The following is a 22,059-nucleotide window of genomic DNA, read 5'->3' as shown; positions in this document are numbered from 1 at the left end:
ACAGAAAGGAAGACGGGTATGGCACGCTATGACATCACCCCATATATCAATATGAGTCCCGCCGAAGTTCGCAAAAAAATACGTGCGGGTGAAATTACTTTTCCCACGGCAGGAATGTGCGCGGGCTATGCGCAGGCAAACCTTGTCATTCTGCCCGCAGATTATGCTGCGGATTTTAAGGAATACGCCGCCAGAAATCCTTTCCCCTGCCCTGTGCTGGAAATCATTGAGGGCACACCGGAAACCCATGATATGGGCGCGGGAGGCAACATTGTCACCGATATTCCAGAGTATTTTATCTACCGCAACGGCGTGTTTTCTGAGCGCGTTAACGATGCCTCGGCTTTCTGGCAGGAAGGCTTTGTCGGCTTTTTGATCGGGTGCAGTTTTTCGTTTGAAGAAGCGCTGATCAAAGCGGGCATCGAAGTGCGCCATATCGCCACCGGCCGCAACGTACCGATGTATAAGACCAACATCCAGACTGTCAAGGCCGGCCCATTTGAGGGGCCGATGGTGTGCAGCATGCGCCCCATGACGCCCGAAAATGCCAAGCTGGCTTATGAAATCACCAAGCAGTATCCCAATGTGCACGGTGCGCCGGTACATATGGGTGACCCGGCCGAGGTTGGCGTTGCGGATATCATGAAACCGGATTACGGCGAATCGGTGGAGATTCGTGAAGGTGAAATACCGGTGTTCTGGCCCTGCGGCGTCACGCCACAAGCGGCGATTGAAGCGGCAAAGCCCCCGATTGTGATTACCCACTCGCCGGGGCATATGTTCATCACCGATATTAAAAACACCGAACTTAATGACTTTTTAGAACAAAAAAAGTAAATGTACTTGACATAGAAAAACAGCCAAAAGGGCGTTGCCCTCTTTGGCTGTTTTTTTTGAAGATCTTAACGTCTACTTTTCTATGATTTATATTGGTTTTTTGTTCTTTTTAGTAGAATTTAAAAATTATGCCCGCGGTTGGTACATATCAATGCCAGCTGATTGGTGGTTCGTATACATAATATTGCAATGGGGCGTCTCGTTAGACGTTCTTTTAATTTTATTGGTCCAGATAGGACATCCCCCGGCGTGCTTTTCACAGGGCTTCTCACATAAAATGTAAGGTGAAATACAACGTGAGAGGGCGGAACACTATGTTTTTAGAGACGCTTCTGTCAGGGCTACCACAGCTGATGCGGCTCCTATTTGTTTTGCATGTCAGCAGCGGGAATTCCTTCCCAAAGCCGCTTTCAGCAAAAAATGAACGCGAATGCCTGAAATTAATCCGAGAGGGGGATACACAAGCCAGAAACCGATTGATAGAACACAATTTGCGCCTGGTGGTACATATCATAAAAAAATATTACTCCAACATCAAAGATCAGGACGATCTTATTTCTATTGGCACAATAGGGTTGATCAAAGCAGTTTCCACCTTTGACTATGAAAAAGGTACGCGCTTTGCAACCTACGCCTCAAGGTGCATAGAAAATGAAATTCTAATGTACTTCCGCAACCGTAAAAAGACGGCACAGGATGTTTACATTTTTGACCCAATCGACACCGACAAGGACGGCAACGCATTGACGCTGCAAGACATCATGGCGGACGAAGGCAGCATTTTTGAAGATATCGAATTTCGGTTGCGTGCGCAGGAGCTGCACCACAGCATCGAAAGCGAGCTAAATGACCGCGAGCGGGATATTGTAATATTGCGCTATGGTTTGCATGGTAAACGGCCATTAACCCAGCGCGAGATTGCCCAGAGCATGGGAATATCACGTTCCTATGTGTCACGTCTGGAGTCGAAGGCCCTTTCAAAACTCAAGGAAAAATTTGAAAAAAAAGAAAAATAAAGTTTAAAAGATGTGAGCATAAGTCAAAGACAATTAACCTAAGTACACATGTTACTGCGTCAGGGATTATGCTTTTTATTTATAATTCTTATGCTACCCCTAACTTCCTAGTCTTAAAATTTTACTATGAGCATGTCAAAACTAAATCAAATGATAAAAATGGCTTTGCTGAGGTACTCTAGCGTCTCAGCAAAGCCGTTTATCAACATTTCTAGAATTTAGTTTACTGTTTACATATTTTGCAGTCAATAAAGCTGTTTTAATTGCAACCCCATAAATCAATCGGTGGTCATGTTAAACAGTAACAGCGCCCGCGATGTATGTCCTGCCGTTCAAAAAAAGACCAGCCTCCTGCCACAGCATTTCCTTTGCTTCTAGCCGCCTCTAGAACCCCATAGCCTGCATGACTACGGAAGTCTGTACATCGCTCGTCAGCTTTCTCAGTAGCTCAAATGCGACAAATGGCGCCGTCTGTGGGCAATAGGAAGTGATGATATGCCCTTCAACCACAACCGGCTCGTTGACAACCTCAGCGCCGAAATCGGCAAGTTGTCGCTGGCGGTACCCACCTTTCAAATGATAAGTGGTTGCCCGCTTGCTTTTTAAAATGCCGCTCTTCCCTAACGGCAACGCACCCACACAAATTGTGGCAATCGGTTTGCTCTGTGCGTCAAAAGCTCTGATCAAATTCAAAAATCTCTCATCATAAGCTTCTTCATAAAATCCGAACTCCTCAAAGCCGCCGGGGATTGCCAATGCATCATAATCCGCTGAACAAATTTCGTCAATCGTTTTATCAACTATTATGGGAATGCTAAATGTGCTATGTACCTCTTTTGTAAAGCCGCAGGTTTCCACCGTCACATCGTATCCGTAATCATTTCTGGCCCAGCCCAAAATGTCGATAAAAACGCTAAATCCCATTGTTTCAAAACCTTTTGCACAAAATAGCAGGGTTTTCATATTGTTCTCCTCCGCTAACAACCGAAATTTGGTACAATTTTTCAAAAGATTATACTATATGGGTAATTTAAAGTCACGCTCGTTTTTATAAGCCGAGGCAATTTTTAGAACCAACTGCAATGTTTTAAAACGCTTTAATGGAAATTCGCCCCGCTTTTGTGATATGATAAAAGCAACTACCCACGGAGGCTCGGAATTTTTATGCCACAATCTTTTATACCGCTGACACACGGCATTACAGCAGCCATCAGTGATGAGCACCGTTTCACAACCGATTCTGTCTTGCTTGCGCGCTTTGCCGCACCGCGCGCTGACGATATAGTCGCAGAGCTTTGCTGTGGTTGCGGCGTGGTGACGCTGCTGTGGTTTGGCGAAGGCGAAGTCTCCCCGTCTCATGTAGTGGGGATTGAACTAATGGCCCAAGCAGCGGCACTTTTTTCGCTTTCGGTTGAGAAAAATAATCTGACCAATCGCATCAATGTCATTTGCGCCGACTTAAAGGACTATAAAAACATCCCCGCTCTTGCCGCCAACGCCTTTGATCTTGTGGTGTGCAACCCGCCTTACTTTAAGGCGGGATATGGCGGCGGCGCGCGTCAAACCGCCCGGCAGGAAACCGATCTGGACATCTCAGATGTCTGTGGTGCCGCTGGGCGAGCATTGCGTTATGGCGGTCGCTTTTGTGTTTGCTTTAAACCCCAGCGGCTCCCCGACCTGTTTGAGGCCATGCGTTTTGCCGGGCTGGAGCCCAAGCGCATCCGCCCAGTACTAACACAGCCCGGTAAAGCGCCACACCTATTTTTGGTGGAAGCACGCCGTGCGGGCAATCGGCAGCTCGACTGGCTGCCGGCGCTCTACCTGCAAAACAGTGATGGAACCCCCAGCGCGGAATATCGTGAAATTTATCGAATGAGGTAACAACCATGTCAAAGCTTTATCTGGTGGGTACGCCGATCGGGAATCTGGGCGACTTTTCGTCAAGAGCGGTAGAAACGCTGCGCACCGTTGATTTTATAGCCGCGGAAGATACGCGCGTCACGCTTAAGCTTTTAAACCGATTTGAAATCAGCAAGCCTATGGTCAGCTACTACCAGCACAACCTGCGTGAACGCGGCGAGCAGATTGTCGCACGTATTTTGTCAGGTGAGAGCTGCGCGTTGGTCACCGACGCCGGCATGCCCGCCATCAGCGATCCCGGCGAGGACCTTGTCCGCCTCTGCGCCGAAGCCGGTATTGAAATCGTTTCGGTTCCTGGGCCGAGCGCCGCTACCACCGCACTGGCCATGTCCGGGCTTAATACCAGCCGTTTTACCTTTGAGGGTTTTATTTCAACCAACCGGCAAAACAGGCGCGAGCATCTTGAATCTCTTGCTATTGAGCGCCGCACCATGATTTTTTACGAGGCACCACACAAACTACGCACCACGCTAAACGACTTGGCCGCCACTTTTGGCCAAGAACGGCGCATTGCACTTTGCCGCGAGCTGACCAAGCTACACGAGGAGGTCATTCGAACCACACTCGGGCTGGCGGTTGCGCGCTACGCCGCGCCCGACTCCACCGCCCCGCGCGGAGAATTTGTGCTCGTGGTAGAAGGCGCACCCGAAATCACCACGCCAGCGGCAACACTGGAGCAGGCTGTCGCCCTGGCTCAAGCGCTTATGGCCGGGGGGCAAGGTGCATCCGCTGCCGCAAAACAGGCCGCACAGCAAATTGGTTGCAAAAAAAGCGACATATACCGCCAACTCACGCAATAACCACGCAGCTTGATTTTTAGGGCGGTCCGCAGTATTATAATAACATTACTGCTGCAACGAACAGCAGGTTTCGGAGGTTTTTATCGATGAATGATTGGCAATTGGTATCGGATAGTTCCTGCGACTTGAACCCTGATAACTTTGACACAGGGGCAATTCCTTTTTCGACCGTACCTTTAAAAATATTAGTCGGCGATCAAGAATTTGTCGATCTGCCCCAAACGGATCCTCATGAAATGCTCGCCGCAATGAAGAATTTCTCAGGGGCGTCTTCTTCGGCATGTCCCTCCCCCTACGCCTTTGCAGAACAGTTTTTAAAGGCGGCGCACACCATTGCCGTCACCATCACCAGCGGTTTAAGCGGAAGCTACAACTGTGCCGTTCAAGCGATGAATATGGTGCTTGACGAACACCCCGAAAAGAAGATTCATGTGGTGGACAGCCGTTCCGCCGCGGGGTCTATGGTACTTATACTACGGCAACTCAAATTGCTTATTGAACAAGGTATCCCCTTTGAAGAAATCGTCCGCCAGATCGAAAGTTATCGCGACTCGATGAAGATTCTCTTTTCGCTTGCCACCTTTGATAATTTGGTTAAAAACGGGCGGATGAGCCGTGCAGCTGGTGTGCTGGCCTCGGCACTGAATATTCGGGCCGTTGCTACAAACACAGCGGAGGGCGTCATAGAAGTTATTGAAAAGCCTCGCGGCGAGAAACGTGCTATTGAGCGGATGGTCGCCCTCATGGGGCGCTATAAGGACATGACCGGCAAACCGGTGGTCATCACCCACTGTAACAATCCCAACGCCGTCAAAACGATGTGTGATTTGATCAAGTCCACCTATGGCACCAAGGATTCGGATATCACCGTGTTGGAGTGTGCCTGTCTGACCTCGTTTTATGCGGGTGATAAGGCGTTGCTGCTCTCCTTCTAACGAGAAGTATTCAGTAGCTGCTTTGCGAGTTATCCGTCAAATGGCCACAGTGCAGTCAGGGCATTGCCCTGAGCGACTGCGCCGCCATTTTAGGGGACTGCAAGGCAGCTTTTTGCAGATTGGTAGCATAAGCGCAGCAGGGAGGTGTGGCGTGGATACATCGTCAACCGGCAAAGACCGTTTTGGCAGCAACGTAATGCACAACAGTTATTTTGTTACACTTGCCATACATGGGCGCCGGCAGCTTTTAGCTGACAAAGGCGTTCTAGCATCATCAGAAATGCGACTGACACTGATCGGCAACGCCGTAGCTACGATATGGCAGACGCTTCCCCAACACTTCCCGCGTATGGCCACTGAGGCCTTCTATCTCATGCCCGACGGCATATGCGGTATTGTTACCGTAGATACCGCCCCCGGCGGCGATACAGCTACTTTAAGGCTGCTCAACCACGCAATCAGCTATTTCAAATCTGAAACAACCCGCGTCTTTAACAGCGGCTCCACTCAGGATTACCGCAGCCGATTATGGCAGACTGCCTTCCAGTGCGAGGCGGTTGCTACCTCCGCCGAATTGATCGCGCTGCAACAGCAGCTGACAGCGCAGAGCGCATATCGGATGTGGTGAACCCAGACCCTGCTGACAAGTAGACACCCCCATGAAAGCAAAAAAAGGCTGACATCAGTTAATCTGATGTCAGCCTTTTTATGGTACTTATTTTGCCGACCGATAAAATAACGCACCAACTAAATTGCCTATTAAGGAAATTATCCCATAACCCAAGGAATAAACCCATGCAGTAGTATTATAAAAAATAAAAATAGATGGGATAAATAGAACAGCTACAATCATAGCATAAAAAAAATTAAACGAGTGTCTTGCACCATATACGCATGAGCAAAGAAAGCAGATTAAAGGGATGATCACAAGCAGCAACATCATAGCGGACCCCGTGTCTACTATAAGCAACGGAAGCCAATAAAACCCCAACAAGATGACAAGCAAATACGGCAACTGTTTTGTTGTTTTTTCCACGAGGGATTCCTCCATCTCAAATAGTTTGCGTCAATAGCTTCCCTGAAAATAACAAATCGTATCACTATTGTACCAATAGGCGCTTACAAATACAACCAATCCGTCGCGTATTAATGCTGGCTCTCTATAAAAACTCGACAGCTTTATTGTAGCCATTTTTAGGGGTATCTAACATAAATACCCAAAAGTCTTTAGCTTATTCAGTTTTTACAAAAGCTCGTAAAATTAGCTTGTTTTGCCACCTGCGCACGAAAACCCGGCACACTTTGGGCGTCTCAGTGCGAAAGTAGGGGGGTAACCTAAATTTTACTATTCCCCTGTCGCTTGCTTTACTCTTATTAACTAACACTTTGAGGGCGGCCCCGCTTAATCCAAACGGTAGCCGCCCTCATCAATAGTACAGGTCTAAATTAAATTCTCAGGTCTTAAAACAGGTGCAACGCAAAACGCACGATGAGCGCCGCAAACGAGATAGAAACGGTCGAAAGTAGCTTGATCAGAATATTGATCGAGGGGCCGGAAGTATCCTTGAAAGGATCACCAACGGTATCGCCCACAACAGCTGCCTTGTGGTTAGAAGAACCCTTGCCGCCGTAATGGCCTGCCTCGATATATTTCTTGGCGTTATCCCAAGCACCACCGGCGTTGGACATCATGATGGCAAGAATAAAACCGGTAACAGTAGCGCCCATCAGCATTCCCGTAACACCGTCAACGCCAAGCAGCAAGCCGACAACAATCGGTACCACAATAGCCATAACCGATGGCGCCATAATCTCTTTCTGAGCACTCTTGGTGCACAGGTCGACACAGGTGTGATAATCCGGTTCAGCAGTACCTTCCATCAGACCCGGAATGGTCTTAAACTGGCGTCTGACTTCAGTGACAATGCTCATGGCAGCCTTGCCGACCGATTCCATCGTCATAGCTGCGAATACAAAGGGAAGCACACCACCGATGAACAAGCCGACCAACACAGCAGGGTTGGTAACGCTGAGGTTGAGCACAATATCGGGATCAATAGCCTTGCACTGGTCGACATAAGCGGCGACGAGCGCGAGCGCGGTCAGCGCCGCAGAACCGATAGCAAAGCCCTTGCCGGTGGCAGCGGTGGTGTTACCGAGCGAATCAAGCGCGTCGGTGCGATTGCGAACTGCCTCATCAAGACCAGCCATCTCTGCAATGCCGCCGGCGTTATCGGCCACTGGGCCGTAGGCGTCGGTTGCAAGGGTGATGCCGAGTGTCGAGAGCATTCCGACAGCCGAAAGGCCGATACCGAAAAGACCCGCTTCAAAACTGGCGTTGCCGCCCGAAACAATAAAGCTGATAATTACAGCAATAGCAACAATAATTACAGGAATAGCGGTGGACATCATGCCCAGCGACAAACCGCTGATGATAATGGTTGCAGAACCGGTCTCTGAAGAGCCCGCAAGTTTCTGGGTGGGCTTATAGGTGTCCGAGGTGTAATATTCGGTGAAATAACCGATAGCGTTGCCCGCAATCAGGCCAACGATAATCGCAATGAACAAGCCAAGCTGCTCGCCCTTAAAGACATAGTCAATAAGGAAATAAGCGCCGATGGCCACCAGCGCGCTGGCGATATAGGTGCCCTTACGCAGAGAACCCAGGAGGCTTCTCTGGTCGGCATTTTCACCGGTCTTAACAAAGAAAGTGCCGATGATGGAAGCGAAGATACCGATTGCCGAAAGCGCCATCGGAACTGCCATGCCATCCATGCCAAATCCAGCGGCTACAGCAAGCGCACAAGCCGAAAGTCTGGCACCGGCATAAGACTCGTAAAGGTCGGCACCCATGCCGGCCACGTCGCCGACGTTATCACCGACGTTATCCGCAATAACAGCGGGGTTTCGGGGGTCATCCTCAGGGATTCCAGCCTCAACCTTGCCGACAAGGTCGGCGCCGACATCGGCTGCCTTGGTGAAGATGCCGCCGCCTACGCGAGCAAACAACGCCATCATAGAAGCGCCCATACCAAACGTGAGCATCAGCGCTGAAATGTGGGTCGCCTGTTCGGCAACGGGCAGCCCAGCATAAACAACATACTTCAAAAAATAGAACCAAAGGCTCATATCCAGAAGGCCAAGACCAACAACGGTAAAGCCCATGACCGAACCGGCCGAAAAAGCGACTCTAAGGCCGTGGTTGAGGCTTTCGCTGGCTGCACTGGCTGTTCTGGCATTGGCAGCGGTTGCAATTTTCATGCCGATAAAACCGGAAAGCGCCGAAAAGAAGCCGCCGGTCAAAAAGGCGATGGGCACCCAGATTTCCATCTGGCCCATGAATACCACTACTAGCATAACAACAAAAACAATGGCAAAGAATTTTGCCACCCCGCTGTACTGGCGTTTGAGATACGCGTTCGCGCCCTGGCGGATAGAAGCTGAGATCTTTTTCATCAACTCGGTGCCTTCACTCTCGGCAAGCACCTTCTTAGAGCGCAGGTACGCAAATATCAGCGCCGCTGCTGCTCCAATGGGCATTAGGATGATAAGGTCCATTTTAAACTACACTCCTTGTCATTTTCTTCCTGCTTGTTTTTCCTCATCTTGCTACAACGCATTTTTAGGAATATTATATTAAAACACCAGTTAATTTTATTGCGTATCGCTACGATTGTCAACATAATATTCATATTTGATGCGCTTTTTACTATGTTTTCGACAAAAAAATAATGTGAAAACGCTTTGCGGGTATTGAAAAGCTCGTCAAAGGTTCTTTTCCCCCATACAGTTAACGTCCCGCCAGTGCGGACAGTACCAACAAATGTAACGGATAGTAAAAATAAAAGCCCCATTTTCTGATCGATTTACCTACCAGACCGGCCGGTCCACCACGCGTGCCATTATAGCACAATAGCAACGGTAGGCTAAGCAAACAAAATAAATTGACCCACTGGTCGTATATCAAAAAGCTGCCGGCAAAAAGCAGCAGCACAACGACAACGCCCAACCGTCCTTTTTGTGCAAGTAACCAAAACATTAAAACGGTTAACACGCCCAGTGCAGCGTAATCGGTGTACAAAAGCTGCGCAATCAGAGCCATACCCATGGCGGCAAAAACACCAAACGCCCTACCGCCATAATCTAAAAGCGCAATGCAGACAGCACCCAGGCAAAGTGTAAAAAAAATGTTTTGATGGTGGGGGTAAAAACCAACGCCATAAAACGCCAAATCGAATGGCAGCTCTGATAATAAGGCAAACACCGCCAGTCGCAGAATGAAGCGTTTACGACTGCGGGTATGCACCATGCCTTGCGCCAGCAAAAATGCAAAAATGGGGAAAGCTGCGCGTCCGATGGCGCGCAGCGCAAATAGGGCTGGCATGTCACGCAGCACTGTGGCCCACGCAATCTGCCCGTCGCGCATCATAACTGCCCCGATATGATCTCCGGTCATACTTAGCACTGCCATTACTTGCAGCGCCGTGCCGGAAAAGCCTTGCCGCGGTCGCATCAGCGCGAAAGCTGCGGCATTGCGCCGGAGTGGTACGCCTCAAGCAGCAGCGAGAGGGTATCAATCTGACCGCGCAACTCCATGCCAATATCTGTATCAGCCACCAGCTTGCGTCGGGTTGCTACTTCGAAAATATCTGTTTTGGATAAAATGTCGGTGTTTTGCTGCACCGCCTGGCCAATGCCCTTAAACGGCCCGTGTGACACCAGCCGCATCCCATAGGAGTTGTAGATAAGTGTATAGCCTGCGATGCCGGTCGTCTTCTGATAAGCCTTGCAGAAGCCTCCGTCGATGGTCAGCAGCTTACCGCCGCATTTGATCGGGCTTTCGCCATCCTTAGATTTCACCGGAATATGCCCGTTGATAATGTGTGATACTTCGGGGTCGAGCCCGAATTCTTCAAAAATATTGGCAATCACTTTGGGGTCATTCATGTAGTGATAATAGTGGTTCTTCGGCTCCTCGTGCGAGGCTTTGTCCTCCACCAGCATGCGCTCAAAAGTGGTCATACGGGTTCTGCCGAATACCGGCGAATTTTTGCCGCACCACAGCCACCACATAAAGTCTTCACCGTCGCGCTTCTCTTTTGTGCCGCGGGTACCAAAATAGCCCTCGCGCACCTTATGCTCGCAAAAGTCAAACAGACGCTTGCCCCACAGGCGCTTGCCATCAAACTCAAACCGTTCAAACGAGCCGTCGCGATTAAGCGGCACACACCCGTGGAACAGCAGGTTGGAATTGAAGCAGCGGTAGAAGCTGCCATGCTCAAACAAGAACCGCATATGCGCCTGAAGTTTGTCGCTCCGGATAAAGGAATCCTTCAGTGAGGTCATGAGCTGACGCTCTTCTTCGGTCAACTCATAAGGCGACTCAGGGTCGATGGTGGGGAAATCGGTGTCACGTAGCGGGTAAGTCATGCCCTTGATGGTCACCGTGCCCTCGGTAAAGTTAATCTTATCAAGCATCATGCGCTCATCCATATCATATTCGGGGTGGCGCGCAATGATCTGCCCCTCAAGCTTCATCTGCATGACGGCAGCTGCCTTACGCAGCTTTGCTACCAGTTCGACATCGTTTAAGCCGATTTTATCCTGTTCGAGCACCTTGGGCTTAAATGCCATTGAATCGCCATAGGTCTTTTCGGCGAAGGTCGTCAGGGCGCGCAGGCTGATGCCGTAGCCATTTTCCAGCGTGTCGACATTCGCATAAGAAAGCGAAACATTCAGCACGTTGGCGATGCAAGCCTCGTTACCTGCAGCAGCAGCCATCCAAAGCATGTCGTGGTTACCCCAGACAATATCCACCGCGTGGTGGCCCATCAGCATCTGCATAATGTCCTCAGCGCCCGGCCCACGGTCGTAAATATCGCCGATGATATGCAGTTGATCGACCGCCAAACGTTTAATCAGGCTCGAAAGCGCCCCAATGAACGCATCGGCCCTGCCCACATCGACAATTGTGGAGAAAATGCGTCCGTAATAATTCTCTTTGTTTTTCTCATAGTGGTCAGCATGCAACAGCTCGTCGATGATGTAGGCAAAATCAACGGGTAGCGCTTTTCGCACCTTGGAGCGGGTATACTTTGAAGCCACTACTCGGCAGATATCTATTAGCTTGACCAGCGTATCGTGATACCATTCGTCGAGATCGTCCTGATGTTCGGATTTTAGCAGCTCCAGCTTGTGTTGCGGATAATAAATAAGCGTCGCCAGCTTTGAACGTTCTTCGTCCGAGCTGCTCTCGCTGTAAAGCTCGTCAATCTTATCACGGATAACGCCAGACGCGTTATTGAGGATATGTGCAACTGCCTCGTATTCGCCATGCAGATCGCTAATAAAATGCTCGGTACCCTTGGGAAGATCCAAAATAGCCTTGAGATTAATTATTTCGGTGCAAACCGACTGAATATTAGGAAATTGTTTGGATAATAAGCGCAAAAACGCCATTTGGTCATTAATCAGACCACTTTTTTCCAGATGCATCGTCATTCCTCCTGTAAGTGGGTCTAAATTTAAAACTTAGCTTGGCTTTGGGCGTGCATTCAGTTAGGTTATGATACCAGAAGCGCTAAGCGTGCAGTGTCAAATCCGCCCATCAAAAGGCATTGGCCATGCCCGACAACGAGTTCTCGGGCACTTGCCCGTTACAGAAATATCATATAATTATTATAGCATAATAACTTTGGAGTGAAACAAAAATTACAGCACAAAAAAGCCCTCCCACAATAGGAGGGCTTTATAGAAATTAGGCAATAAAGCGCCTCTTGTCGTGGTAATGGTTTTCGCGTCATGGCATTTTTATCACTTTATTTGGTAAATTTTTCTATATTTTTAGGTCAAGTAGCGCACCTGTACCGGTTGCTCTTCGCTCCATAACAGATCGGCTGTGCCGTCTCCGTTTACGTTAACTGAAAGGACATTAATAGAAAACTTGGCGAAGGCTCGCATCGTTTTGCCAGTGTTATATTCACGCAGCGGCCGGCCATCCCAATCCAACACCGTCAGCGTCACCGGCAGCGCCTGAGTTTGCTGTGCGGTGCCCTGCCAAAGCACGCCGGAGCCAAAGGTATAGGGGCGGTGCGCAACGAGCAGAACGTGATTTTCCATATCCACCGCTGTGCCCACCACGATGCGCGCGATGCCACTCATCGATTTGTTATAGGGGTTTTGCTGCGTTCCAAAATCAAATTTCGAGTCTGATAATAAGGGTACACCAGAAGTGGCGTCATAAAACCGAAGCGCACCGAAAGTGTTCACCCAGATGCGGTCGTTGTCTAAAAAATAAAGCTGATCCAACTCGGAGCCCGCAAATAAAAACTTAAAACCCTCCGCCTCACGCACGACATAATCGCAGCCGCCGGGCGACTCAAAATAGTTGCGAAAATCAGCACTGTAAATCTGTCGCGTCCCGTCGGGAGATGTTGCAATCATCTCACCGAGCATCGCCTCGGTATAACGGCGGGTGACGCTATACCCCGGTGTTCCATTGCTAAAATTTAATCCACAGGTAATTTTGCCATTTGAAAGCGATGCTGTTTTTGCCTGCGTATTTAGTGAAACATCAAGCATATACAGCGGATTTTGTTGATCGTTGAGCCAGTCATCTTGGTCTATGCCGTGTACGGTGTTATAAAGCGCATTTGAAAAAGAAGCATCGGTCACTGGTACAATTCGCTCAGCCACCTCACCCTCTGGGGCAGCCAACCGAAACCGCAGCACATCTTTTCCCTGTAATGAATTGTAATCAACGGCATATTGCAGCTGCGCCTCACCGTCAGCTATCAGTTCGTTAAACAGGTGGTAGCTGTAATAATAATGATTGGGGTTTTCCCCCAGCGTCTGTAGCCCCTCTTCGGTGATCGCCAGCGTAAAACAATTCGCTTCGGTATGCCCTGTCTCATTTTCACGCCAGATTTCAAAGGTAATCGTATCGGTATGGGGCGTCAGCCGCAGCAGCGGCTCGGTAATTTTAATGGCGTTGTGCCACTGGGAATCTACCGTCTTGAGATAAGCCCCCTCAGCGGTGAACAACTGGGTGGAAATGTTATAAAACACATCACTGGGACTGAATATTTTGTTAAAGGAGTCGGGCATAGCCTGTTGATAGATGACAGCGTAGCCTTCCCCGAAAGTTGTTATGCCCAAAATATCGTAAGCTTCTTCCGGTCGGACAAAATTGAGCCTTACACCACCATAATCGAGTAGCTCAAGCTTGTTGTCCAAAGCTGGCTGTGAGGATGATTCGACCGTGCTGCTATCCGGGTTCGTCGGCGATGCAGATTGCTGGACAGCACAGGCGCATAAAACGAGCAGCATTGTCGCTATAAAAATCATCCTCTTTTTCATAGTGCCCTCCCTTTTCACCACGAGCGCCATACACGCCGAGACAACGCAACCTCTCCGAGGGCGGTTACTCTTTTTTACGCGGCATAACAACTATTTATATCATGTTTCTATTGTTTATATAGTGGCCTTATTTTACCAAATTATTGCAAGTGGCGGGTAATTCCCCTAAGGAAATTACTCGCCACTTTTAATTTATCTAATTACAGTTTTTGCACCGCGCGCAGCGCCATTTCAAAGGCATGGGACGAAGACATATAGCGGATATTCTCACGGTCGTCGGCGCGTCCGCGCGCTAAGTTTAATTCGCGCACCTCTTCACCACCATTGCTGACCACCGCTACATACACCCGGCCAACAGGCGCCCGGTCGGTACCGCCCCCGGGGCCTGCCACACCAGTGGTGGAAACCGCAACATCCGCGCCAGTCAGCTTTTTGACACCGCGCGCCATTTCAAGTGCGCACTCGCGCGAAACGGCGCCGTGTTCTTTCAGTGTGTTTTCACTTACCCCCAACGCCGCCTGCTTCAATGCGTTGGAATAGGCCACCACACCGCCTAAAAACATGGCAGAAGCCCCAGGAACATCCACAATTCGCTGTGCTACCAGCCCGCCGGTACAGCTTTCGGCGCAGGCAAAGGTCAACTTTTGCTCTGCCAAAACGTTGACAACCGCCTCGTTGATGGTGTGATAATCAAAACCGTAAATCTCGTCGGGATAAATCGCCGTAATCTCTTGAACCACAGGCTCTATCAGCTTGCGCGCTTCCGCTTCGGTAGCGGCTCGGGCCGTGACACGCAGCTGACACTCGGCCGTTTTTGCATACGGTGCAATGGTCGGATTGGTGGCATTGACCAACATGTCCTTGAGCCTCGCTTCCAGCGCCGACTCGCCCACGCCGAAAAAGTTGATGGTGCGCGAAACCAACACGCCATCATCGCCAAATCGACGCTGCAAATAGTCGGTCACGGGGCCATCAAACATGGGGCGCATTTCGCGGGGTGGCCCGGGCATCATCACCGCCACTTTACCGTTTTCTCCCTCAATGATACAACCGGGTGCAGTGCCGTTCGGGTTTTGCAAAATGATGCAACCCTCTGGCATCATAGCCTGTTTACGGTTATTATCGGTCATCTCGCGGCCTATCCGGTTAAAAAAGCCCTCAATGGTCTTTAAGCTCTGCTCGTCCATCACCAGCTTACGGTTAAAATGGGCGGCCACCGTTTCTTTTGTCAGATCGTCATAGGTCGGCCCCAGCCCACCGGTCAGCAGCACAATGTCGCTACGCGAAAACGCATCTTTCAGGCACTCCTGAAGGCGGCCGGGGTTATCCCCCACCACCTCATGATGGTAAACATTAATGCCTAAGTGCGCCAAGCCGCGCGCAATATCGGCGGCGTTGGTGTTGACCACATCCCCGAGCAAAAGCTCGGTTCCCACGCAGATAATTTCTGAGTTCATATGCATTTCTCCTCCGTTGTCGGCCCGTTGCCGAAATTTTATCAAAATGGTTCAATGTTCTGTTTTAGTGGGTCACATAAGTCCATGGGCTTAGGTACTGTTGTCTGTTATGAAAATAGTCGAAAACCTATATAACCGCCTTGCTATTATATCCATAAATTCGCTTTAATGCTTAGTATATCACCACAAGCACCGCAATACAATTTTGAGCCTGTAAAATCGGCGTAAAAATGGGCGCTTTGCTCGCAAGAAGTAAAGCACCCATTTAGAAAACCATTTTTTAATATTTTGAGTCGTCGTTCAAATCCGACAAGTTCTGTGGAAAATTTTCTTGGTACTCTTCCTGCTCTGAAACAACCGCTTCGGTAATGACAGCGGCTTCATCCTGCAGTTTAAATCTACCAACCAGGCTTTTTAGCATCTGTGCCTGCCCTGAAAGCTCTTCAGAAGCGGCCGCACTCTGTTGCGCGGTTGCCGAGTTTGTCTGAATGACCACCGAAATTTGATCAATGCCCTGCGTAATCTGAACAACCTGCGCGGCCTGATTTTCAGACACCGCCGCAATTGCCTGCACCTTTTTGCTGGCGCTGGCGGCCTGATCCACTACTTCGTTGAGTGATTTTGCGGTTTCATCCGCAATTTTGGTGCCCTTTTGAACAGCGGTTATAGCACTTTCGATCAGTGTCGTCGTGCTCTTAGCCGCTTCGGCGCTCTTACCTGCTAAATTGCGCACCTCATCGGCCACGACAGCAAAGCCCTTACCGGCCTCGCCCGCACGCGCGGCTTCAACCGCTGCGTTGAGTGCAAGAATATTGGTCTGAAAGGCAATGTCGTCTATCGTCTTGATAATCTTGCTGATCTCATTTGAAGCGCCGGCAATTTCGTTCATCGCTGAAATCATGTACACCATCTGCGCGTTGCTCTCATAGACGCCGGTGCCGGACTGCTCAGAAAGTTGGCCTGCCTCACGCGCGTTTTGGGCGCTGTCTTTGATCTGTGTCGAGATCGACTCCACCGTTGCCGAAAGCTGCTCTATGGCCGCGGCCTGTTCGGTCGCCCCTTGGCTGAGTGCCTGTGCCCCGGCAGAAACCTGACCGGAACCGCCAGCCACTTCGTTCGAAGCAATATTAATCTGCAAAAGCGTTTGGTTCAGCGAAGTCATAATTCTGGACATGGCTTTTTCAATCTCGGCGAGATCTCCCGGAAAATCAGCCTCAGCCTTCAGCGTCAGGTCGCCATCCGCCATTGCGCCCAGCACCCTGTTGATATCATTGATTATGGCTCGCTGTGTCAGCGTGATGCGCTCGGTTGCTGCTGCAAGCTTGCTCGTTTCGTCCCGGGTAGAAATAACCGGCACGTCGGAATGCAAGTCACCCTCGGCCAAACTAGATAGCCGGTTGGCGCACAACATGACCGGTCCTGCTATCCGTTTGGAAACCTTACCCGCAATGATAACCGAAACCACCAGCGCTATTCCCAACAGCACCACCGTTGCCAGCGCAGCAGTCAACGCGTCCTTGATAAAGTCCATTGCAGGGGCATGTATCGCGATACTCCAGCCATTGGTGCCTGCCACCGGCGCATAAGCCATATAACGCATGCCACCGCCCCATGTGCAGGAAATAAAGTCAGTTTCGCCGCTTTGCATGGCGATATGCACCTGCGCTAGCTTTGAAAGAGAAGCATTGCTTTGTGCCGCAACCCCTACGTTATCCCCGATTTCCATTGCATCGCCATCAACATGTGCAATCGTATTACCAGCGGTGTCGATCATATATGCACTGCTGTTGTCACTGACCTGAATAGAAGCCATGATATCATTTAAGAATGTCTCCGGCGGCACAAAGTATACCACACCGACTACACTGGTGCCGTGAACACCTTCCTTCCAGAGCGGTGCAGCGACAACAATTGTTTTTTCGTTGGTCGTCTCATCAAGAGAAGGCTCCGATATAAAGGTTTCACCCTTCATGACCGTCTTGAAATAATCCTCCTCGCTGTAATCCTTTCCGTCCAACATGCCCGTGCCAGAAGCGTCAATGATATTCCCCTTCGAAAAACCATGCAATTGTGCTCGCTGTGAAATGATATTACGCTTGTCGGTCACCAATGCGGCAGGGTTTGCAAGCCGAGGTGTACATCCCACCTCAATTGCTATGCTCTGGTACTTTTGCAGCTCAAAGGAAACCCGCTCGGCAGCCAGAACCGTTGTTTCCTGCATGATTTTGTGGATGAGATTTAACGTACTACCGTAATTTAAAACAATAGCCGTGCCCCCTACCACCGTAAGCGAAATGCACACCAATAAAATGATTGCGGTCATAATCTTTGATTTAATGCTTTTCATTTTCATTTCCGTCCTTTTCTTTAAGCGGACGAATACCGGATGTGTGCTAGACCTCGCTCAGAAGCTTAACCCGTAAGGCTTTCTGAATGCGAAGCCATCCCCCCATATAAAGCGCACCCCCCGGCGCCGCTCAATTTTTCGCGCATTTACCGCAGAAACTCGGATAAAAGATATAGACTGCCATCATATCCTATCCCTGTGATAGAATTTTAGCATATTCGCAAATATGTTACAACATATCATTAATACTCAACATATTTTTTAGTATATATGCATAATTTTATTTCCAGTTATTATACATATTTGAAAATTAGCTTTACACACCCATCAGCCCTACACTCTGCCCATCACAACAAAAAACATCGTTGAGAAGTCTTAATCAAACTACTCAACGATGTTTCATTTTAACACTTCAAGACTCTTATGTGATTACCCCTGCCAACCGCGCAGAGCCTTTGAAGTTTAAAGCAGGATTTCCTTTCAAGAAATGACTGTTTATAAAACTGACACTTCATGAATGCTTATTCCTTTTTCGTGCTGTAATCGTACCATCCCTTGCCGGTTTTCTTGCCAAACTCGCCTTTCTTATACTTTTCGATCACAAGTGGGCTGGGCTTGTCATATTCGTCACCGCTCTCTGCATAGCGGTCTCGACGGACATAATAATTGACGTCGATACCCGTCAGATCCATCAAACGGAACGGGCCCATCGGATAGCCAAGCCCTTTCTCACACGCAGTATCAATATCCTCAACCGAGGCAATTCCCTTCTCTAGCAGCAGACAAGCCTCTCTGGTCACTGCCGCGTTGATGCGATTAGCAACGAAGCCCGGAATTTCTTTATTAATAATAATGGGCTTTTTGCCCGTATTGCGTGCGAACGCACAAGCGGTTTGAATCGCGTCCTCCAATGTATGTGGGCCGCGTACGATTTCTACGAGTTGCATAACCAGAGCAGGGTTGAAATAATGGATGTTCAATAGGCGTTCAGGGCTAAGCGTCACATCGTCAAACTTCGAGCTGACCATATTAGAGCTGTTGGTGGCCAGAATGGTATCGGGCTTGCATATTCTGCTGATACGTTCAAAAAGATCGCGCTTGATATCCAGGTTTTCAATAATTGCTTCAATAATAAGATCCGCCTGTGCGGCTGAAGCGTCTACATCCTGAGAAAACGAAAAGTTGGCCGTCACCTTGTCGGCTTCTTCCTGCGTGATACGGCCCTTGGCCACCCGCCCCGCCAGATAGTCGGCAGCCCAATCTTGCGCTTTTTCCACGGCGGCGGGAAAAGAGTCACAAAGAATAACTTTATAGTCGTGCGCCCGGCCATTCAAAACGGTGTTCATGGCGATTTGCTGGCCCATTGCACCCGCACCGATAACAGCAATGGTCTTAACCTGATCAATAGTCATAAAAAATACCCCCTTATAATAAATGCCTACAAAGATGCAAAGCTAATCTAACCGCTCGATAATAGTTGCCATCGCTTGCCCGCCACCAATACACAGTGTAGCGAGACCAAAGCGGCCACCGGTGCGCTGAAGATTATGTAGCAGCGTCACAACAAGACGGGTCCCGGTGCAGCCCAGCGGATGTCCCAGCGCAATGGCGCCGCCGTTAATATTAACCTTGGCGGGGTCCAGCCCCAAATCGCGGATGCAGGCGACCGACTGTGAAGCAAAGGCTTCGTTTAACTCCACCAGATCAATCTGTTCCAGAGAGATGCCGGTGCGCTCAAGAATTTTGCGGGTGGCTGGCACCGGACCATAGCCCATAATGGCAGGTTCAAGCGCCACGCGGCTAATATCCACAATTCTTGCCAACGGCTTTAGGCCGGTTTCTTTAACCTTTTTTTCCGACATCAGCACCAGTGCCGCCGCGCCGTCATTACGCCCACAGGAGTTTCCGGCGGTAACGGTGCCATCCGGCTTGACAATGGGCTTTAGCTTCGCCAGTGCCTCCATGGTTGTACCTGCACGGGGGAATTCATCAGTGTCAAATACCGTCGTGCTTTTCTTTAATTTGACCTCAACGGGAACGATCTCCGCCTTGAAATGACCAGCCGCAATGGCCTCCAATGCGCGTCGCTGACTTTCAACCGCAAAGCTGTCCTGCGCTTCACGCGAAATGTTAAAGCGCTCAGCAACATTTTCGGCTGTCTTGGGCATGCTCAGTTCCTTGCCGTAAACCGAATACGGCTGGGCGGTCGAACCCGCCTCGATGTTGGAGTCAACCAGTGTCAGCGTCCCATCACCCCACCGGCCGTTGCGCAGATACTGCGGCGCACGGCTCATGTTCTCGGCACCGCCTGCAACAATGACATCCGCCTCACCCAACCAAATTTCTTGGCAGCCGTTGCGGATTGCCTGCATAGCCGAGGCACAGAGCCGGTTGACCGTAAAACCGGGAACCGATTCGGGCAGCCCTGCTTCAAGCAATGCACATCTCGCAATATTAGAAGCTTCTGTGCTTTGCCGCACTTCGCCTAAAATGACTTCGTCAACCATGGCACCATCAACCTTGGCGCGCCGCAGCGCTTCTTTAATGACCAGCGCGCCCAGTGTATGCGCCGGAACACTTTTAAGCGCCCCCCCATATTTGCCAACCGCTGTACGAACAGCACCCATGATATAGATGTTTTCCATTCGTTTATCTCCTTCCACAAACTTGCTGATACGCCCCGTTTTTTTCAATAATTGCGTCTTAATAATTATCATGCAATATTGATGCCAACTCTTACCTGCTATGAAAAATCGCTGGTATGGGCTTACTTAACCCCAAATAAAAGCATAACGATGCCTATTTCTGTGCACTTTCAAAAGTTAGTTTCACCTTTATTCGCTAATTACATCTAAAAAAACAGTGAAGTGTGAAGTGGACTCATGTGCAATGTGAAGTGCAAAAGTGCAATATTTGCACTTTTGTTTGCACCGCACCACTACTATTTCAGCATGTTTTTGTGCAGGCATACCTTTTCAAGGTTAATATCCGCATAAGAAGGGGTGGTTTGTCAGTGCCAAACAGCGGTTTTGCACATTCATTTAATCTGTGCAATGGCATCTTATTTCCAATGATTCTTCCGGAAGAAGCGCTTAAATAGGCGATTTTGGCACTTAAAATCAACATCGGACAACCGGGCTAAACCTATGGGCCTAATTGTCCGTTCTTTTTTCTGACGTTATAATTCATTTTCTCTTAGCTAATGTTGGCATGCTTTTTGCATGTCAATAACAGATAGAAAGTGCCGGATCAACAGTCCGTTGCTATTAGAAAGGAGACACAGGAATAATGGTCAAAAATCTTGAAGGGTTGCGGGTTGTAGCGCTGACGCATTGGGACACAGGCCCGGTCGCCGGTCAAATACTCGGCGAATGGGACGCAAATATCGTTTACATCAAACGGGTCGACGATGGCGATATCTCGCCTAAAAACGCGCCTTTTTAATAAGGGAGAGGGCCTTACTACTGTGCATCAAGCTGAGATAAGCATTCCACCCCCTTGGACATAACCAACCCCAAGGGCATAAACAAAACTCGAAGCTATAAAGAGAGACGGTGATATTTAAATGAAATTCGAGAACATACTGTACGAAAACCACGACGGAATTTTGCACCTGACTTTGAACCGCCCCGACGTCCGCAACGCTCTGAGCCCTGAGATGTGGAACGAGATCCGTACCGCAACACAGTTAGCCCGCGACGACGACTCAGTTAAGGTGGTCATCGTCAGCGGCGCCGGGGACAAGGCACTGGCCAGCGGCGCCGACATTAAGGAAATTCACAATCGTGCATATTTAAAAATGTTGCAAGCCACAGCGTCACTCTCCCTCAAGGCGCTGGAGGATCTGTATAAACCGGTTATCTGCGCTATCAACGGCTACGCACTCGGCGGCGGCTGCGAGCTGGCAATGGCCTGCGATATCCGCATCGCAACCAGAAGGTCAAAGTTTGGCCAGCCAGAGACCAATCTGGGCATCATCCCAGGGGCGGGCGGGACACAGCGCCTGCCGCGGCTGGTCGGAATCGGAAAGGCGAAAGAGCTGATCTTCACCGGACGGATCATCGGCGCGGAGGAGGCTTGCTCAATCGGCCTTGTCAACAAAGTCACCGAGGACAACCGCGAGGCGCTGATGGCCGAGGCTGAGACAATGGCCGGACAGATCATGGCGAAGGGTCCGGTGGCGATCATGATGAGCAAAATTGCCATCAACACCGGTAGCGAGACCGATATAAACACCGGGCTGATGATCGAAAGACTCGCCCAGACCGTCGCCTTTAGCACTGAAGATCGCAAAGAAGGCACAGCGGCGTTTTTAGAAAAACGACCAGTAAATTTCAAAGGCCAATAAAACACCCCGTCTGGGGTTTCTAAAAACATTTTTAGAGGAGG

At 49.6% G+C, this 22,059-nt stretch carries 17 protein-coding genes; 8 read left to right on the top strand and 9 right to left on the bottom strand.

Going from position 1 to position 22,059, the window contains the following annotated elements; all coding sequences use genetic code 11:
* Window positions 1–18 precede the first annotated feature (18 nt).
* The gene (locus RBH76_11155) at window positions 19–837 is read left to right on the top strand and encodes a putative hydro-lyase (GenBank protein ID WMJ83280.1); all 819 of its coding nucleotides are present in this window, start codon (window positions 19–21) and stop codon (window positions 835–837) included.
* Window positions 838–1,151: 314 nt separating this feature from the next.
* Entirely contained in the window at window positions 1,152–1,853 is a 702-nt protein-coding gene (gene sigK, locus RBH76_11150) for an RNA polymerase sporulation sigma factor SigK (GenBank protein WMJ83279.1), read from the top strand.
* Window positions 1,854–2,237: 384 nt separating this feature from the next.
* Here the strand turns inward: sigK and RBH76_11145 are convergent, their stop codons facing one another.
* Window positions 2,238–2,816, bottom strand: coding sequence for a DJ-1/PfpI family protein (locus tag RBH76_11145; GenBank protein WMJ83278.1), 579 nt, complete (start codon window positions 2,814–2,816; stop codon window positions 2,238–2,240).
* 201 nt (window positions 2,817–3,017) lie between these two features.
* On the opposite strand from RBH76_11145, the gene RBH76_11140 reads away from it, so the two are divergent.
* The 4 genes from RBH76_11140 (at window position 3,018) to RBH76_11125 (ending at window position 6,136) form a co-directional block, all read left to right on the top strand.
* The gene (locus RBH76_11140; GenBank protein ID WMJ83277.1) at window positions 3,018–3,734 is read left to right on the top strand and encodes a methyltransferase; all 717 of its coding nucleotides are present in this window, start codon (window positions 3,018–3,020) and stop codon (window positions 3,732–3,734) included.
* A 5-nt stretch (window positions 3,735–3,739) separates the two neighbouring features.
* Window positions 3,740–4,573: a 16S rRNA (cytidine(1402)-2'-O)-methyltransferase gene (rsmI, locus tag RBH76_11135; GenBank protein WMJ83276.1), complete on the top strand. Its 834-nt coding sequence runs from the start codon at window positions 3,740–3,742 to the stop codon at window positions 4,571–4,573.
* 86 nt (window positions 4,574–4,659) lie between these two features.
* Window positions 4,660–5,508 (top strand): DegV family protein, encoded by an 849-nt coding sequence (locus RBH76_11130; GenBank protein ID WMJ83275.1) that lies wholly within the window; start codon window positions 4,660–4,662, stop codon window positions 5,506–5,508.
* A gap of 151 nt (window positions 5,509–5,659) precedes the next feature.
* Window positions 5,660–6,136: a hypothetical protein gene (locus RBH76_11125; GenBank protein ID WMJ83274.1), complete on the top strand. Its 477-nt coding sequence runs from the start codon at window positions 5,660–5,662 to the stop codon at window positions 6,134–6,136.
* Window positions 6,137–6,969: 833 nt separating this feature from the next.
* On the opposite strand, the gene RBH76_11120 is transcribed toward RBH76_11125, so the two are convergent.
* The 8 genes from RBH76_11120 to RBH76_11085 all read right to left on the bottom strand — a co-directional run bounded on the left by RBH76_11120 (window position 6,970) and on the right by RBH76_11085 (window position 20,315).
* On the bottom strand, window positions 6,970–9,066 hold the full coding sequence (locus RBH76_11120; GenBank protein ID WMJ83273.1) for a sodium-translocating pyrophosphatase: 2,097 nt from the start codon (window positions 9,064–9,066) through the stop codon (window positions 6,970–6,972).
* 232 nt (window positions 9,067–9,298) lie between these two features.
* Window positions 9,299–10,021, bottom strand: coding sequence for a TraX family protein (locus RBH76_11115; GenBank protein WMJ83272.1), 723 nt, complete (start codon window positions 10,019–10,021; stop codon window positions 9,299–9,301).
* Window positions 10,021–12,009, bottom strand: a complete 1,989-nt coding sequence (locus tag RBH76_11110; GenBank protein ID WMJ83271.1) for a fructose-1,6-bisphosphatase — start codon at window positions 12,007–12,009, stop codon at window positions 10,021–10,023. The genes RBH76_11115 and RBH76_11110 overlap by 1 nt, the downstream gene beginning before the upstream one ends.
* Before the next feature lie 342 nt (window positions 12,010–12,351).
* Window positions 12,352–13,866, bottom strand: a complete 1,515-nt coding sequence (locus RBH76_11105; GenBank protein ID WMJ83270.1) for a hypothetical protein — start codon at window positions 13,864–13,866, stop codon at window positions 12,352–12,354.
* Window positions 13,867–14,066: 200 nt separating this feature from the next.
* Complete coding sequence (locus RBH76_11100; protein ID WMJ83269.1) at window positions 14,067–15,323, bottom strand: competence/damage-inducible protein A; 1,257 nt, start codon at window positions 15,321–15,323, stop codon at window positions 14,067–14,069.
* Between the two features lie 280 nt (window positions 15,324–15,603).
* Entirely contained in the window at window positions 15,604–17,670 is a 2,067-nt protein-coding gene (locus RBH76_11095; protein WMJ83268.1) for a methyl-accepting chemotaxis protein, read from the bottom strand.
* 521 nt (window positions 17,671–18,191) lie between these two features.
* Window positions 18,192–19,082, bottom strand: coding sequence for a 3-hydroxyacyl-CoA dehydrogenase family protein (locus RBH76_11090; GenBank protein WMJ83267.1), 891 nt, complete (start codon window positions 19,080–19,082; stop codon window positions 18,192–18,194).
* 42 nt (window positions 19,083–19,124) lie between these two features.
* A complete protein-coding gene (locus tag RBH76_11085; protein WMJ83266.1) occupies window positions 19,125–20,315 on the bottom strand; it encodes a thiolase family protein in 1,191 nt (396 codons plus the stop codon).
* 643 nt (window positions 20,316–20,958) lie between these two features.
* Between RBH76_11085 and RBH76_11080 the strand changes: the two genes are divergently transcribed.
* Entirely contained in the window at window positions 20,959–21,114 is a 156-nt protein-coding gene (locus tag RBH76_11080; protein WMJ83265.1) for a CoA transferase, read from the top strand.
* A 121-nt stretch (window positions 21,115–21,235) separates the two neighbouring features.
* Window positions 21,236–22,018: an enoyl-CoA hydratase-related protein gene (locus RBH76_11075; protein ID WMJ83264.1), complete on the top strand. Its 783-nt coding sequence runs from the start codon at window positions 21,236–21,238 to the stop codon at window positions 22,016–22,018.
* The last annotated feature ends 41 nt before the right edge of the window (window positions 22,019–22,059 follow it).

The sequence above is a fragment of the Oscillospiraceae bacterium MB24-C1 genome (assembly GCA_030913685.1).
Lineage (GTDB): Bacteria > Bacillota > Clostridia > Oscillospirales > Ruminococcaceae > Yanshouia.
Note: the sequence above shows the minus strand (reverse complement) of the source record. Positions and strands in the feature narration are given on the sequence as shown.

Coding starts and splice junctions, on each gene's coding strand:
- RBH76_11155 (WMJ83280.1), top strand. CDS start 19: ATGGCACGCTATGACATCACCCCATATATCAATATGAGTCCCGCCGAA.
- sigK (WMJ83279.1), top strand. CDS start 1,152: ATGTTTTTAGAGACGCTTCTGTCAGGGCTACCACAGCTGATGCGGCTC.
- RBH76_11145 (WMJ83278.1), bottom strand. CDS start 2,816: ATGAAAACCCTGCTATTTTGTGCAAAAGGTTTTGAAACAATGGGATTT.
- RBH76_11140 (WMJ83277.1), top strand. CDS start 3,018: ATGCCACAATCTTTTATACCGCTGACACACGGCATTACAGCAGCCATC.
- rsmI (WMJ83276.1), top strand. CDS start 3,740: ATGTCAAAGCTTTATCTGGTGGGTACGCCGATCGGGAATCTGGGCGAC.
- RBH76_11130 (WMJ83275.1), top strand. CDS start 4,660: ATGAATGATTGGCAATTGGTATCGGATAGTTCCTGCGACTTGAACCCT.
- RBH76_11120 (WMJ83273.1), bottom strand. CDS start 9,066: ATGGACCTTATCATCCTAATGCCCATTGGAGCAGCAGCGGCGCTGATA.
- RBH76_11115 (WMJ83272.1), bottom strand. CDS start 10,021: ATGCGACCGCGGCAAGGCTTTTCCGGCACGGCGCTGCAAGTAATGGCA.
- RBH76_11110 (WMJ83271.1), bottom strand. CDS start 12,009: ATGACGATGCATCTGGAAAAAAGTGGTCTGATTAATGACCAAATGGCG.
- RBH76_11105 (WMJ83270.1), bottom strand. CDS start 13,866: ATGAAAAAGAGGATGATTTTTATAGCGACAATGCTGCTCGTTTTATGC.
- RBH76_11100 (WMJ83269.1), bottom strand. CDS start 15,323: ATGAACTCAGAAATTATCTGCGTGGGAACCGAGCTTTTGCTCGGGGAT.
- RBH76_11095 (WMJ83268.1), bottom strand. CDS start 17,670: ATGAAAAGCATTAAATCAAAGATTATGACCGCAATCATTTTATTGGTG.
- RBH76_11090 (WMJ83267.1), bottom strand. CDS start 19,082: ATGACTATTGATCAGGTTAAGACCATTGCTGTTATCGGTGCGGGTGCA.
- RBH76_11085 (WMJ83266.1), bottom strand. CDS start 20,315: ATGGAAAACATCTATATCATGGGTGCTGTTCGTACAGCGGTTGGCAAA.
- RBH76_11080 (WMJ83265.1), top strand. CDS start 20,959: ATGGTCAAAAATCTTGAAGGGTTGCGGGTTGTAGCGCTGACGCATTGG.
- RBH76_11075 (WMJ83264.1), top strand. CDS start 21,236: ATGAAATTCGAGAACATACTGTACGAAAACCACGACGGAATTTTGCAC.